The organism is Actinomyces sp. ICM47, from assembly GCF_905369875.1.
Lineage (GTDB): Bacteria > Actinomycetota > Actinomycetes > Actinomycetales > Actinomycetaceae > Pauljensenia.
Genome location: NZ_CAJPJE010000021.1, coordinates 1 through 15174, shown reverse-complemented (window position 1 = coordinate 15174; position 15174 = coordinate 1). Strand labels below are relative to the sequence as shown.

The following is a 15174-nucleotide window of genomic DNA, read 5'->3' as shown; positions in this document are numbered from 1 at the left end:
CAGGGCACGGTTTTCGATGCAACCGGGCGTGCGGGTTGCCAGCCCGGCCCGCAGGTTTCTGCGGTTCCAGCACTTCCTAATTTACACCCGAAAGCGGACTCTGTCACACCCCAATTTAGAAATTCGCACGTGGGGTAATTCTCGTTTGAACTGGGACGAACGTAACAGAGGCGAAATCTTTAGTCTTCTTCGAGCATGTCGAGGGTGAGCGCGGATTCTGTATCGGGAATACCTCGTTCGTGTGCGACCTTGTCGGCAAGGGCCAGGAGGCGGCGGATTCGCCCCGCGACAGCATCCTTGGTCAGGGGCGGATTCGTGTGCTTGCCAAGCTCCTCGAGGGAGGCCTGCTTGTACTGGAGGCGCAGGGTTCCCGCCTCGAGCAGGTGGGCGGGCACGTCATCCCCAAGAATCTCGAAGGCGCGCTCGACGCGAGCGCCGGCGGCGACGGCAGCTCGGGCGGAGCGGCGCAGGTTCGCGTCGTCGAAGTTGGCCAATCGATTGGCACTGCCTCGGGCCTCGCGACGTTCGCGGCGCTCCTGCCAGGCTTCAAAGGTCTGAGGTGCCCCCATTGCGGAAATCAGGGTTCCGATTGCGTCCGAATCGCGGACGGACACGCGGTCGGTACCGCGTACTTCCTTCGAGCGAGCAGCTGCCCCGAGCTTGCGTGCACAGCCGACCATCGCGAGAGCGACCTCTGGACCAGGGCACGTGATTTCGAGGGAAGAGGAGCGTCCGGGTTCCATGAGGGAGCCACGAGCAAGGAATGCACCACGCCAGATGGCTGCGGCTTCGGCTGTGCCCGACGCGACGAGGACGGGAGGAAGCCCGCGCACGGGTCGGCGCATGGAGTCGACCAGGCCGGTCATGCGCGCAAGCTCGTCTGCTTTGTGGACGACGCGCACGACGTAGCGCTTGCCTCGGCGCAGGGAGGAACCGGAAACGACGACGACGGAAGACTCGGCGTTATAGAGGGCCTGGAGGTAGCCCCGAAGGCGACGGGCGGCCACGGGTGAGTCGAGCTCAGCCTCGACGAGGATGCGCCCGCCCACGAGGTGGAGTCCCCCTGCGAAACGCAGCGTCGCGCTCACTTCGGCGGCTACCTCGGAAGGGGTTGTGATGATAGCGCGCGCGAGCTCGTCCTTCATGTCTGATGTCAGGGACACTGATTCTCCCAGCGATGTGATGTCGTTTGTCAGCGGGCAACAGCTTCTAAGGTAACCACGTTTCGGCCTGGCCGACCTCACCGAGGAAGCCGTCGAACGCATCACGCAGCGCTGCGGCGAGGCGCAGGGGGTCGTGGTGCGGGGCACCGTCACCGGTGCGCACCTGGCGCAGGAGCACGCGGGCACCCAACTCCTCGGAGGCAACGATCAGGTCGTCAATGTCGTCACAGGCGGTGGGGTCGGCGACGACGACGTCGAGTTTGAGGGCAGGCGCGTATTCGCGCAGAACACGCACGTGGTCTGCTGTGGACATGGTGTCGGTTTCGCCGCGCTGGCGGGCGAGATTGAGCACGAGCGCGCGGTGTGCGTCGGTCGTGGCCAGAGCTCGGTTAATCTCGGGGACAAGCAGATGCGGGATAACGGAGGTGTACCAGGAGCCGGGACCCAAGACGACCCAGTCGGCCTCGGAGATGGCGTCGACGACGGCGGCGGGAACCTCGGGAGCCTCGGGGGTGATACGCACATGCTCAACGGTGCCCGGCGCGATGGCGACCTTGCACTGGCCGGAAACGACGTAGCAGCGTCCGCCGTCATTCATGTCGGCTTCAATATCGATGGGGGTGGTCGCCATGGGCAGGACACGACCTTGCGCGCCAAGCAGGCGCCCGACCCAGTCGAGTCCTTCAACCGGGTCGTCGAGGAGCTGCCAGAGTCCAGAGATGATCAGATTACCGAGCGCGTGTCCATTGAGGGGACCGGTCGTGTCCAGGCGCAGCTGCATGACGTCGCGCCAGGTGAGTCCCCATTCGGATTCTTCACAGAGGGAGGCCAAGGCCATGCGCAGGTCGCCCGGGGGCAGGATCGCCATTTCCTGGCGGAGGCGACCGGAACTGCCGCCGTCGTCGGCGACGGTGACGACAGCCGTCAGGGCGCGGGTGATATGTCGGAGGGCCCTCAGGGTGGCGGACAGGCCGTGTCCGCCACCGAGGGCGACGATGGACTGGCCGGATTCTCCTCGTTGAACCCAGCCAGCAGCATCAAGATAGGGCATTACTCTCTCCCAATGTCGCGGTGCATGACGCGCACCGAATGTCCATGCTCGCGCAGGCGCTTGGCGATGGCCTCGGCGCAGGCAACGGAGCGGTGCTTTCCGCCCGTGCATCCGATGGCAATCGTGACGAATGGCTTCAATTCTGCCAGATAGCCGACGAGCATGGGGGCCAAAAGATCCGCATAGCCCAGAGCGAAATCGCGTGCGCCGGGCTGGGAGAGAACGTAGTCGGCCACGGCCTGGTCTTTTCCAGTGAGATGACGCAGTTCATCAACCCAGTAGGGGTTCTTCAGGAAGCGCACGTCGACGACGTGATCGGCGTCGAGGGGCAGGCCGTGCTTGAATCCGAAGGATTCGACGGCGACCTGGAGGGGGCGTTGCTCCCCCGCCACGATGTCGCGGATGCGGCGCGTGAGATCGTGGACGCTCATGTCGGAGGTGTCGATGACCTCGTCGGCTGCGCGGCGCAGGGGCGCGAGGAGGCGCTTTTCGGCCTTGATGCCATCCATGAGGGTGCCGGCACCCTGGAGGGGATGGGGTCGTCGATTGGATTCGTAGCGGCGCACAAGGGTTTCGGGACTGGCCTCAAGGAAAATGACGCGGTAGACAATGCCCGCGCCCTTGAGCTTTTCGAGAGTGACGTCCAGGGTGCGGAAGAAGGTACGCGAGCGCACGTCGACACCGACGGCCAGGCGGTGCACGCCGGCTGCGGGGTCGTTCGACATCATGCCGACCAGCGCGGGAAGCATCGTCGGGGGCAGGTTGTCAACGACGTACCAGTCGAGGTCTTCTAGGGCACGGGCGGCACCGGTTCGTCCGGCACCCGAGTAGCCGGTGATGATGAGGACTTCGTTGGATGCGCGGGGTTCGAAGCGCGTACGGGCGGCGTCACGCACGGGGATGCCCTCGGGGAAGGTGCGCGGGTTCTCCTCCCTCGTGGACGAGGCCGTGGCGTCGGTCGGTCGGGGCGCGCCGCCTGGTGCGTGGTCGGTCATGATGTCCTCCTTGGGAGTGCGGTGAGTGCGTGGGGATATCTGATTAGCTGGGGTTCTGTGCGTCGTCAATGGTGATGGCCGCCGCTGCGCGGCGGGCGATGACACGCGATTCCTTGGGCGTCGTGGCGGTGGCTGCGACGACGCCAACGCGGCGGCCAGAACGGCTGATCGGCTTGCCGAAGATACGAACGATGTCAGCGGTAGCCAGGGCTGTGGCGACGCCGCTGTAGGCAGGGGTGTCAATCGCGCGGGTGGACTTGATGACAGCGGAAGCACCCGGAGAGGCCAGCGCGGTGGAGGTGGGCAGGCCGAGGAACGCACGCGCGTGCAATTCAAATTCGGACTGTGCTTGCGTCGCCATGGTGACCATGCCCGTGTCGTGGGGACGCGGAGAGAGTTCGGAGAACCACACGTCGTCGCCACGCACGAAGAATTCGACGCCGAAAAGTCCCAGGCAGGGGCCGTTACCGGCCTGCGCGAGCGCATCGGTGACGGCCTTGGCCATTGTGCGGGCGCGTTCCAGGGCGGACCCGTTCATGGCCATGGGCTGCCAGGATTCGACGTAGTCGCCACCTTCCTGGCGGTGCCCGATAGGCGCACAGAAGCTCGTCGTGACCGTGCCCGATGCGGCGTCCCAGGAGCGCACGGTCAGCAGGGTGATCTCGTAGTCGAAGTCGATGCCTTCCTCGACGATGACGACACCCGTAGCCGCACGCGCGTCCTGCTCGGCGTGAGTCCACGCGGACATTGCCTGCTCGGGGCCGGTCACGCGGGACTGGCCATGCCCGGAGGAGGACATCGTTGGCTTGACGAAAGCTGGGTAGCCGATCTCGTCGAGTGCGGCGGCCAGCTCAGCTGCGCTGTGCGCGAAGCGGAAAGCCGAGGTGCGCACGCCGGGCAGGGACGCGGCGAGGGTGCGGATGCGCTGGCGGTCCATCGTGGCCTGGACGGCAAAGGCGTTGGGGACGACGCGCACACCGCGTTCCTCCGAGGCGCTCAAGCAGTCAGTGGCAATGGCCTCTACCTCGGGGACAATGAGGTCGACGTCACTCTCGTCTAGAACGGCACTCAGGGCAGCCGGATCACTCATGTCGAAGACGCGTGACTGGTCCGCGACCTGCATCGCGGGGGCGTTGCCATAGGAGTCGCACGCGATGACGGTGCACCCGTAGCGTTGCAGAGCGATCGTCACCTCCTTGCCGAGTTCGCCAGAACCCAGCAGCAGCACGCGCGCCGGCAGCGGCACGGGAAGCATCAGTGTCATGGTGTGTCCTCCCTCGACGATGCGACTAGCCTATCGCGGATCGTGGCCGCGAGGGCGGGCCCCACGCCCTTGACCTCGGTAATCTGCTCGACGGAAGCCTCCCGGATCCGCTTGATAGAACCGAAATGCTTGAGCAGCGCGGCTTGGCGCGTGGGTCCAAGCCCTGGGATGGAATCGAGGACCGAGCGACGCTGGGCCTTCGAGCGGCGCTTGCGATGCTTCGTGATCGCGAAACGATGTGACTCGTCGCGCAGGTACTGCAGGAGGTAGAGAGCCTCAGAGGTGCGCGGCAGAATGAGCGGGAACTCATCACCTGGGATCCATACCTCTTCCAGGCGCTTGGCCAGGCCGACGACGGGCACGTCCGCGCCCACCGCGTCCAGGGCGGCTTGCGCGGCATTCACCTGAGGCAGGCCGCCGTCCACAACGACCAAGTCAGGTCGGTAGGAGAAGCGTTTGGGGCGTCCCGTCGTCGCATCGATCGGGCCAGAGGCGTAGGCGACGCCATCCTCATCTTCCCCATCAACACCGGCTTCCTCAGCGAGGAGGCGAGAGAAGCGGCGGGTGAGGACCTCGTTCATCGCGCTCGTATCATCGGGGGTTCCGTTGCCGTCCTCGCCGCGGATGTTGTAGGTGCGATAGGCGTCCTTACGTGGCATACCATCCTCGAAGACGACCATCGAGGCGACCTGGTTTTCTCCACCCGTGTGCGAGACGTCGTAGCATTCGATGCGCAGGGGCGCGCTGGGCAGGTCGAGGTTCTCCGCGAGCTGCTCCAGCGCCTTCGAACGCGCCGTAATGTCACCCGCACGCTTCGTGCGATGCAGGGCGAGGGCTTGCCGGGCGTTCTCCGTCACCGTCTCCATGAGTTGAGCCTTCGGACCACGCTTGGGCACGTGCACAGACACGGATGCACCGCGCGCCTGCCCCAGCCAGCTCGCAATCGTCTCCTGATCCTCGGGCGCGACAGAAACCAGCACTTCGCGTGGAATCGCCGAGGTGGGAGTGTGCGCAACGTCGTCCACGCTCACGGCCGCCACCTTCATGCCTTTCCCAGCCCCGGCCTCGTCCGGTGAAGCAGACGAATACACCTGCTCGAGGAGGCGCGACATGAGGGCAGCATCGTCTGCGCCGTCGACACGCTCGATGACCCAGCCGCGCGTTCCTCGAATGCGCCCGCCGCGCACATGAAAAACATGAACGGCAGCGTCGAGGTCGTCGCTGACGAGCGCGAATGCATCCGCGTCCGCCCCGTCATCGAGCACCACAGCGTTACGCTCCAGCACCGTGCGCAACGCCAGGACGTCGTCACGCAGCTTCGCCGCACGCTCGAAATTCAGCTCCGCCGAGGCCTGGCGCATCTGCGCCTCCAGGTCGCGAATCACCGGCCCGGTGCGCCCCTCCATGAACTGACACAGTCCCTCAGCAAGCGCGCGATGCTCCTCCATCGACACGCGTCCCACGCACGGGGCCGCACACTTGTCGATATAGCCGAGCAGGCAGGGCCGTCCCTGCGCCTTCGCGCGCTGAAACACACCCGCCGAACACGAGCGCATCGGGAAGACGCGCAACAGCTGATCGATCGTCTCGCGAATCGCCCACACTTGCGTGTACGGACCGAAATACCGCGAGCCCGCCCGCTTACGCTCGCGGGTCACCTGCACGCGGGGGAAACGCTCCCCCATCGACACCGCCAGGTACGGGTAGGACTTGTCGTCCTTAAACATGACGTTGAAGCGCGGATTGAACTCCTTAATCCACGTGAACTCCAGGGTCAGGGCCTCCACCTCGGAACGCACGACGGTCCACTGAACGGCGCTCGCGGTCGTCACCATTTGCTGGGTGCGCGGATGCAGATTCGCCAGGTCCTGGAAGTAGTTAGTGAGACGATTGCGCAGGTTTTTGGCCTTGCCGACGTAGATGACGCGGCCCTGCGGGTCTGAGAATCGGTAGACGCCCGGCGAGGTCGGGATGTCTCCCGTGCGGGGTCGGTACGTCGAAGGATCTGCCACGCTCCCAGGGTACGAGGCCGGGGCTGGGAGCGCCCGTCACCCACCTCGGGCGTGCTCTATGTCATGAAACATTTGAATAATGAAACCAATACGCGCAGGCGGCACCTGTAGGCATATACTGGACTTGGTTACGAATTGACCGATTCTTGACCTTTGAGTACAGCTCTCCCACAAAGAAGGACGTTCATGTTCACCTCCACCCAAGAGGTCGCAGACTTTATCTCCGAGCAGAACATTGAACTCGTCGACGTGCGCTTCTGCGACGTCCCCGGGGTTCAGCAGCACTTCACGATCCCCGTGAGCGAATTCCTGGACGCCGCTTTGTCGGACGGACTCATGTTCGACGGCTCCTCGGTGCGCGGATTCACCGCCATCCACGAGTCCGACATGAAGCTCATCCCGGACATCTCCTCCGCCTTCGTCGACCCGTTCCGTGACCGTAAGACCCTGGTCGTCAACTTTTCAATCGTCGACCCCTTCACTGACGAACCTTTCTCGCGCGATCCGCGCCAGGTGGCCGCCAAGGCCGAGGCCTACCTGCGCTCGACCGGCATCGCGGACGAATGCTTCATCGGTGCCGAGGCCGAGTTCTACCTCTTCGATGACGTGCGCTACCAGGTCACCCCGCACAACACGTTCTTCTCCGTCGACTCCCCCGAGGCCTACTGGAACACCGGTCGCGCAGAAGAGGGCGGCAACATGGGTTACAAGGTGCCCATCAAGGGCGGCTACTTCCCCGTCTCCCCCGCCGACAAGTACGCGGATGTGCGCGACGAGATGAGCCGCCTCCTCGAGCAGGTCGGCCTGACGATCGAGCGCGCCCACCACGAGGTCGGCTCGGGTGGTCAGCAGGAGATCAACTACCGCTTCGCGACTCTGCAGACCGCGGCCGACGACATGATGAAGTTCAAGTACGTCATTAAGAACGCGGCCCTCGAGTTCGGCCATTCCGCGACCTTCATGCCTAAGCCCCTGTTCGGCGACAACGGCTCGGGCATGCACACGCACATGTCTCTATGGAAGAACGGCGAGCCCCTCTTCTACGACGAGCGTGGCTACGGCTCCCTGTCCGACACAGCCCGCTGGTTCATCGGCGGCCTACTGGAGCATGCGCCCGCACTGCTCGCCTTCACGAACCCGTCGGTGAACTCCTTCCGCCGACTGGTGCCCGGCTTCGAGGCCCCGATCAACCTCGTGTACTCGGCGCGCAACCGCTCCGCATGCATCCGTATCCCCGTGACGGGCACGTCCCCGAAGGCCAAGCGCGTGGAGTACCGCGTGCCGGACCCGAGCGCGAACCCCTACCTGGCGTTCTCCGCGTGCCTCATGGCGGGCATCGACGGCATCAAGCGCCGCATCGAGCCTGCAGCTCCCATTGACAAAGATCTCTACGAGCTGCCCCCGACCGAGTATCAGGACATCGCAAAGCTACCCAGCTCGCTCGAGGCCGCCCTGGACGCGCTGCGCGAGGACCACGAGTTCCTCACCGAGGGCGACGTCTTCACCCAGGATCTCATCGACACCTGGCTGGACTACAAGGAAGCCAACGAGGTCGCCCCGATGCGCGCCTACGTGCACCCCTACGAGTACCAGATGTACTACGACCTGTGATCTAATCGTCACTTGAGCGGCCCCTGCCCCATTTTTGGCGCAGGGGCCGCTCGTTACCCGATAGACTCACCTCTAGACCTATTGTTCAGTCTTTGAACCGACATCCGGAGGACACGATGAAGCGCATGCGCGACGGCTCCTACACGATTAAACCGGCCTACAAGGTCGGAAAACACGACATCATCCCCGACATGCTGGCCAATCGGGCCATCAAGTTCCCACATCAGGTCGTCGTTGAGCAGCGCTCCTCCGTCGGCGCCACGCGTTCCCTCACTGCAGGCGAGCTCCAACGCCAGGTCGAATACACCGCCTGCGGCCTCATTGGCCTCGGCGTCAAGTCAGGTCACGCGGTCGCAATCCTGGCCCCAACCTCGTACGAATGGCTCCTCCTCGATCTCGCCCTCCTTTCGATCGGCGCGATCACTGTGCCGATCTATGAGTCCGACTCCGCATCCCAGATCGAGCACATCCTCACCGACGCCCACGTGACCCGCGTCTTCACGGCCACCACCCAGCAAGCCGAACTCGTGCGCTCGGTCCGCCCCTCATTCACCCTCGCCGTCGACTCCTTCGACCAGGGAGCCATTCGTAAGATCGCGCGCGCCGCAACCGATGTGACCATCAAGGACGTCGAGAAGCGCCGTGCCGCCGTGTCTTCCTCCGACATCGCGACCATCATCTACACGTCCGGCACGACCGGGAACCCCAAGGGCGTGGCTCGCACCCACGCGTACTTCTTTGCGTCCATGGAGGGGGCACGCCAGGTGCTCGGCGATGTCATCGACTCTCCCGAGACCCGGCTCCTGCTCTTCCTGCCCGTCGCACACGTGCTCGCCCGCCTTGTCATGTACGTCATCCTCTCCGGTCAAGGCGTGCTCGGTTTCTCCCCCAACATCAAGAACCTGCTGCCAGACATCAAGGCTTTCAAGCCCTCCGTGCTCCTCGTCGTGCCGCGCGTCCTGGAGAAGGTCTACAACGCGGCCTCCTCCAAGGCGGGCGGCGGCATCAAGGGTCGCATGTTCGCGTGGAGCGCCAAGCAGGCCCGCGCCTATTCTCTCGCTTCGGAGAAGACGTTTGGCCCAGGTCCCTTCAAGAAAATCCGCCACGGCATCGCCGACGCGCTCGTCTTGAAGAAGATCCGCTCGATCCTCGGCCCTAACCTGCGCTACATCGTCTCCGGCGGCGCCCCTCTGGCCACCGATCTCGCCCACTTCTACGCGGGCATGGGCATCACGCTGATCCAGGGCTACGGCCTGAGCGAGACGACCGGCCCGATCGCCGTCCAGCACATCGGCAAAAACCCCGTCGGCGGCGTTGGCCTGCCCCTGCCCGGTAACTTCATCAAGATCGCCAAGGACGGCGAAATCCTCGTGCGTGGCCAGTCCGTCATGCCCGGCTACTACCACCTGCCCGAGCAGACCGCCGAGGTTATGCCCGACGGCAAGTGGTTCCACACGGGTGACCTGGGTTCGATCGACCGCAAGGGCCAGCTGACCATCACGGGCCGCAAGAAGGAACTCATCGTGACGGCGGGCGGCAAGAACGTCTCCCCCGAGGTCCTCGAGGATTCTCTGGCCACTCATCCCCTCATCGCCAACGTCATCGTGGTGGGCGACCAGCGCCCCTTCGTCGGCGCCCTCTTCACCCTCGACGCTGACATGCTGCCCGACTGGCTGGCCAAGCACGGCCTGCCGCAGTGCTCGCCCACCGAGGCCGCCGAGCTGCCGGCGGTCCGTGAGTCCCTAGAGAAGGCCGTCGAGCGCGCCAACAAGGCCGTCTCCCGCGCCGAATCGATCCGCAAGTTCCGCATCATCGACGCCACCTTCACCGTTGAAAACGGCTACGTCACACCGTCGATGAAGCTGCGCCGCCGCAAGGTGCTGGCCGACTACGCCTACGAGGTCGACGCCCTCTACGGCGGCCCCGTCTCCGCGCAGCCTGCGAAGAAGCGTGGCTTCTTCGCTCGCTTCACAAAGAACTGATCCCCTACACAAGCGGCATACATTCATCCCACGAAAGGACCGCAATGACGGTACGTAGGCTCGCCGATGGCTCATGGGAGTCGATTGCGACGCGAGAAGCCACCGAGGATATGAACCTCCCGAAGATGCTGCACCAGCGCGTGGAGCGTCACCCCGGCCAGTTCGCGATCGAGCGTCGCTCGAACGTGGGTGCCTGGCGCAAGGTGACGATGGAGAGCTTCCTGGCGGAAGTGGATTCCATCGCGCGTGGCTTCATCGGCATCGGCCTCGAGCCGGGTGACCACCTCGCGATTTTGGCTCCCACCTCCTACGAGTGGGCCCTCATCGACGTGGCTGCCTTGTCCTGCGGTGCGATCACCGTGCCGATCTACGAGACGGACTCGGCCCAGCAGATCGCGCACATCCTGGCCGACGCAGACGTGCGCATCGTCATCACGGCGACCACGCAGCAGGCCGAGCTGGTGGAGTCCGTGCGCACGGAGGGGGTCCGCTATGTCCTCTCCCTTGATCGGGGTGCCGAGCGTGTCCTGACGAGTGCCGGGCGGGGCGTGAGCGTCGAACAGGTGCGCGAGCGTACCGACGCTGTCATGCTCAGCGACGAGGCGACGATCATCTACACGTCGGGGACGACCGGCATACCCAAGGGTGTGGTCCTCACGCATGGGAACTTTATTTCACCGATGCTGCAGGCTTACGACTTCCTGCCTGTCCTCATCAACGACCCGAAGTCACGCTCCCTGCTCTTCCTGCCGGTCGCCCACGTGCTCGCTCGATTCGTCATGTACTGCCTGCTCGCAGGCCAGGGTATTACCGCGTTCTCTCCGGACACCCGCAACCTGGTCGACGACATCGCGACGTTCAAGCCGACGATGCTTCTTGTCGTTCCGCGCGTCATGGAGAAGGTCTACAACGCGGCCGCAGCTAAGGCGGGCGGCGGCATGAAGGGCCGTATGTTTGCTTGGGCTGCCAAGCAGGCGCGAGCCCTGTCCAAGGCCACCGCCTACGTGGAATCTCCTCTGCCCGAGTCGGCGGTCGCCGGACCCGGTCCGGACACGACGCCCATCCCGGATGCCTCAGCGATGCCCTCCCCCGGTCCTTCTGCTGCTCTCAAGCTGCGCGGCCGCATCGCCGATGCCCTCGTTCTGTCGAAGGTTCGGGCGATCCTCGGCCCGAACCTGCACACGATCATCTCGGGTGGCGCTCCTCTGGCTCTCGACCTGGCGAACTTCTATCGTGGCCTGGGCATCACCCTCCTGCAGGGCTACGGCCTGTCCGAGACAACCGGCCCAATTTCCGTGGAGACGCCGCAGGACTTCCCGCCGGACTCGGTGGGCTTCCCCTGGCCGGGCAACCAGATGATGATCGCCCCTGACGGTGAGCTCCTCGTGCGCGGCATCTCCGTGTCGAAGGGATACCATAACCTGCCCGAGGCCACGGCTGAGGCCTTCGTCGACGGCTGGTTGAAGACCGGTGACCTCGCCTCCATCGACGACCGTGGCCACCTGCGCATCACGGGACGCAAGAAAGAACTCATCGTCACCGCGGGCGGCAAGAACGTGTCCCCCGAGATCCTCGAAGAGTCTCTCTCGACGCACCCGCTCATCGCGAACATCGTCGTCGTCGGTGACAACCGCCCCTACATTGGCGCGCTCATCGCCCTCGACACGGAAATGCTGCCCGAGTGGCTGGCCACTCACGGTCTGCCCGTCATGGACGCGGCGCAGGCGGCGAACCTGCCCGAGGTGCGCGACTCGCTCGAGAAGGCGATCGCCCGCGCCAACAAGGCGGTGTCGCGCGCCGAGTCGATCCGCCGCTACCGCATCGTCAACGCTGCTTTCACCGTCGAGAACGGCTACATGACGCCCTCCCTCAAGCTCAAGCGCCGATGCGTCCTGGCTGACTACGCGGACGAGGTCGATGCTCTCTATGCGTCCGGCGAGACCGCGAAGACCCAGAAAAACCAGGAGTAGCCCGGCCAGCTGCCCGGGAGTACCTACTGTGCGACTCGGCCCCGGCCTCGTCACTATGAACGAGGCCGGGGCCGAGTCGCGCGCGAAAGCTCCCCTAGTCGGCGGTGTTGCGGCCCACGACGAAGGCACCGAACAACGCGAGGAGGACCGCCACACCCATGACGGGCAGCGGAATCCAGAACAGCGTGCGCCGGGTAATCTCCAGAGCGGCCGAGACGAGAATACCGACAAGCAGGAAGGTATGGAAGGCACGAGACCACAGGAAGCCATCGCTGTCACCACTCCATAGCATAAACAGCGACATGATCACGCATACAGCGACGACCGCATAGATCGCGATGACCATGCCCAGCTGCCACACGTGACGGGCCTCCGCCTGGCCGAGCACGCACAGGCTCAGGTTGCCCAGGCCGGCGACAAACCCGCAGGACAAGCCGTAGACGCGGCTGCACCCGGTCGAGCGGGCCGCGAGCGCCTTAAGCGTGAGAGAGCCGGCCACGACCATGAGGGCAATCACCAGCAGGTGAACCCAGGAGGGCCAGTAGTAGGCGAAGCCGTACAAACCGTAAGCGGGGAGCATGAGGCTCATCCTAGCGGTTCCTACGACTCAGCGGCATCACGCTGAGCTTCCTTCGCGAGGACCTCCGCCAGGTACTGGCCCGTGAATGATTCCTCTACGGCTGCAACCTGTTCGGGTGTTCCCTCGGCGACGACCATGCCGCCGCCCGCGCCGCCCTCCGGACCCATGTCGATGATCCAGTCGGCGCTCTTGATGACGTCCAGGTTGTGCTCGATGACGATGACTGTGTTGCCCTTGTCGGCAAGGGACTGCAGCACGAGAAGGAGCTTGCGGATGTCCTCGGAGTGCAGGCCGGTCGTGGGCTCATCGAGCACGTACACCGTGCGTCCCGTCGAGCGTCGCTGCAGCTCGGACGCCAGCTTGACGCGCTGGGCCTCGCCGCCCGACAGGGTCGTGGCGCTCTGGCCGAGGCGCACGTAGCCCAGGCCCACCTCGACGAGCGTGTTGAGGTGGCGGGCGATGCGCGAGATCGGCGCGAAAAACTGTGCGGCCTCCGCGATCGGCATGTCGAGCACGTCCGCGACCGTCTTGCCCTTGTACTCGACCTCCAGGGTTTCGCGGTTGTAGCGAGCACCGTGGCAGACCTCGCAGGGCACGTACACGTCGGGCAGGAAGTTCATCTCGATCTTCAGCGTGCCGTCGCCCTTACAGGACTCACAGCGTCCACCCTTCACATTGAAGGAGAAGCGTCCCGGACCGTAGCCACGCACCTTCGCCTCCTGCGTTTCGGCAAAAAGCTTGCGGATCTGATCCCACACGCCCGTGTAGGTCGCCGGATTCGAGCGCGGCGTACGGCCGATCGGGCTCTGGTCCACGTGCACGACCTTGTCGAGCTGTTCGATGCCCGTGATCGTACGGTGGCGGCCGGGCACCATGCGCGCGCCGTTGAGGCGCGATGCCAGCGTGCGGTAGAGGATGCCATTCACCAGCGTCGACTTGCCCGAGCCAGACACGCCGGTGACGGCAGTGAACACGCCGAGCGGGAACGACACATCGATGTTCTTTAGGTTGTTTTCGCGCGCACCCTTGACCGTGACGACGCGCTTCTTATCGACCGGGCGTCGCGTCGGCGGCAGAAGAATACGGCGCTTGCCCGACAGGTACTGTCCGGTGAGCGACTTGCGGTTCTTCAGGAGCTCGGAGAGCGGACCCGAGTGAACCACCCAGCCACCCGTCTCACCCGCGCCAGGCCCAATGTCGACGATCCAGTCGGCCGCCTCCATTGTCTCCTCGTCGTGCTCGACAACGATGAGCGTGTTGCCCAGGTCCCGCAGGCGCTCCAAGGTCGCGATGAGCTTGCGGTTGTCGCGCTGGTGCAGACCAATCGAGGGCTCGTCCAGAACATAGAGGACACCGACGAGGCCGGAGCCGATCTGCGTGGCCAGGCGGATACGCTGTGCCTCGCCTCCCGACAGTGTGCCCGCACCGCGAGAGAGCGTCAGGTAGGTCAGGCCCACGTCAACGAGGAAGGCCAGGCGTGCCTCGATCTCGGTGAGGATGGGTGCCGCGATAGCGCGCGCACGCTGCTCGAGTTCGACGGTCGCGAGGAACTCACGTGCCTCCGAGATGGACATGTCGGACAGCTCGGCGATCGACTTATCGCCAATACGCACTGCCAAGACCTCCGGCTTCAGGCGCGCGCCCTCGCACGTCGGGCACGGAATCTCACGCATATAAGAGTCGAGCTTCTCGGACACAGCCGCAGACTCGGTCTCCTCACGCTTACGCTCAATGTAGTTGACCGCGCCCTCGAAGCCCGTCGTGTAAGAGCGCTCGCGGCCCCAGCGGTTACGGAACTTGACGGTGACCTCGTAGTCCTTGCCATACAGGACGGCGTTCTTGACCTTCTTGGGTAGGTTCTTCCAGGGCGTGCCCATCGCGAAGCCGAGTTCCTTGGATAGGGATTCGAGGAGTTTCTTGTGGTACTTGAAGTTCGAGTTCCAAGGGATGACGGCACCGTCGGCGAGCGAGAGTTCCTCATCGGGGACGACCAGCTCAGGGTCCACCTCCTGGCGGAAGCCAAGTCCCGCGCAGTCCGGGCACGCACCGTAGGGCGCGTTGAAGGAGAAGGTGCGGGGCTCGATCTCGTCGAGGGTCAGTGGGTGGTCGTTGGGGCAGGCGCGCTTCTCGGAGAAACGGCGGCGGCGCTCCGGGTCGTTTTCGTCCAAGTCAACGCAGTCGATGACGACGAGACCATCGGACAGGCGCAACGCGGTCTCGACCGAGTCGGTGAGGCGCTGGCGCATACCGTCGCGGACGACAAGGCGGTCGATCACAACCTCAATCGTGTGCGTGAGCTTCTTCTCCAGCTTGGGGGCGTTCTCGAGACGCACGGCCTCGCCGTCGATGATCGCGCGCGTGTAGCCCTCGGAGCGCAGCTCGTCAATAAGGTCCTGGTACTCGCCCTTACGGCCGCGCACGACCGGGGAGAGGACCTGGAAGCGCGTGCCCTCGTCCATCGTGCGCACGCGGTCGACGATCTGCTGGGGTGTCTGTGCCTGGATGCGCGCCCCGCACTCGGGGCAGTGCGCGACGCCGGCACGCGC

10 protein-coding genes are annotated in these 15174 nt (G+C 64.8%); 3 read left to right on the top strand and 7 right to left on the bottom strand.

Annotation, left to right across the window (positions count from 1 at the left end; all coding sequences use genetic code 11):
- Nucleotides 1-179 precede the first annotated feature (179 nt).
- From whiA to uvrC, 5 genes are read right to left on the bottom strand one after another with little or no spacing between them, the layout of a single operon-like run.
- A complete protein-coding gene (gene whiA / locus QZ149_RS05710; protein WP_291450342.1) occupies nt 180-1163 on the bottom strand; it encodes a DNA-binding protein WhiA in 984 nt (327 codons plus the stop codon).
- 46 nt (nt 1164-1209) lie between these two features.
- Nucleotides 1210-2214: a uridine diphosphate-N-acetylglucosamine-binding protein YvcK gene (yvcK, locus tag QZ149_RS05705; protein WP_291450341.1), complete on the bottom strand. Its 1005-nt coding sequence runs from the start codon at nt 2212-2214 to the stop codon at nt 1210-1212.
- On the bottom strand, nt 2214-3209 hold the full coding sequence (rapZ, locus tag QZ149_RS05700) for an RNase adapter RapZ (protein WP_291450340.1): 996 nt from the start codon (nt 3207-3209) through the stop codon (nt 2214-2216). Before rapZ ends, yvcK begins: the two co-directional genes overlap by 1 nt.
- Nucleotides 3210-3252: 43 nt before the next feature.
- Nucleotides 3253-4473, bottom strand: coding sequence for a formate-dependent phosphoribosylglycinamide formyltransferase (gene purT, locus QZ149_RS05695; protein WP_291450339.1), 1221 nt, complete (start codon nt 4471-4473; stop codon nt 3253-3255).
- Nucleotides 4470-6485, bottom strand: a complete 2016-nt coding sequence (gene uvrC / locus QZ149_RS05690) for an excinuclease ABC subunit UvrC (RefSeq protein ID WP_291450338.1) — start codon at nt 6483-6485, stop codon at nt 4470-4472. Before uvrC ends, purT begins: the two co-directional genes overlap by 4 nt.
- A gap of 186 nt (nt 6486-6671) precedes the next feature.
- Between uvrC and glnA the strand changes: the two genes are divergently transcribed.
- The 3 genes from glnA (at nt 6672) to QZ149_RS05675 (ending at nt 12048) form a co-directional block, all read left to right on the top strand.
- Complete coding sequence (gene glnA / locus QZ149_RS05685; RefSeq protein WP_291450337.1) at nt 6672-8096, top strand: type I glutamate--ammonia ligase; 1425 nt, start codon at nt 6672-6674, stop codon at nt 8094-8096.
- A 116-nt stretch (nt 8097-8212) separates the two neighbouring features.
- Nucleotides 8213-10078: an AMP-dependent synthetase/ligase gene (locus QZ149_RS05680; protein ID WP_291450336.1), complete on the top strand. Its 1866-nt coding sequence runs from the start codon at nt 8213-8215 to the stop codon at nt 10076-10078.
- A 44-nt stretch (nt 10079-10122) separates the two neighbouring features.
- Nucleotides 10123-12048 (top strand): long-chain fatty acid--CoA ligase, encoded by a 1926-nt coding sequence (locus QZ149_RS05675; RefSeq protein WP_291450335.1) that lies wholly within the window; start codon nt 10123-10125, stop codon nt 12046-12048.
- Nucleotides 12049-12142: 94 nt separating this feature from the next.
- Here QZ149_RS05675 and QZ149_RS05670 read toward each other — a convergent pair whose 3' ends face one another.
- Together QZ149_RS05670 and uvrA are read right to left on the bottom strand one after the other, a co-directional pair.
- Complete coding sequence (locus tag QZ149_RS05670; protein WP_291450334.1) at nt 12143-12637, bottom strand: polysaccharide transporter; 495 nt, start codon at nt 12635-12637, stop codon at nt 12143-12145.
- 11 nt (nt 12638-12648) lie between these two features.
- The coding region (gene uvrA / locus QZ149_RS05665) for an excinuclease ABC subunit UvrA (RefSeq protein ID WP_291450333.1) at nt 12649-15174 on the bottom strand (2526 nt) is incomplete at its 5' end.

Coding starts and splice junctions, on each gene's coding strand:
- yvcK (WP_291450341.1), bottom strand. CDS start 2,214: ATGCCCTATCTTGATGCTGCTGGCTGGGTTCAACGAGGAGAATCCGGC.
- rapZ (WP_291450340.1), bottom strand. CDS start 3,209: ATGACCGACCACGCACCAGGCGGCGCGCCCCGACCGACCGACGCCACG.
- purT (WP_291450339.1), bottom strand. CDS start 4,473: ATGACACTGATGCTTCCCGTGCCGCTGCCGGCGCGCGTGCTGCTGCTG.
- glnA (WP_291450337.1), top strand. CDS start 6,672: ATGTTCACCTCCACCCAAGAGGTCGCAGACTTTATCTCCGAGCAGAAC.
- QZ149_RS05680 (WP_291450336.1), top strand. CDS start 8,213: ATGAAGCGCATGCGCGACGGCTCCTACACGATTAAACCGGCCTACAAG.
- QZ149_RS05675 (WP_291450335.1), top strand. CDS start 10,123: ATGACGGTACGTAGGCTCGCCGATGGCTCATGGGAGTCGATTGCGACG.
- QZ149_RS05670 (WP_291450334.1), bottom strand. CDS start 12,637: ATGAGCCTCATGCTCCCCGCTTACGGTTTGTACGGCTTCGCCTACTAC.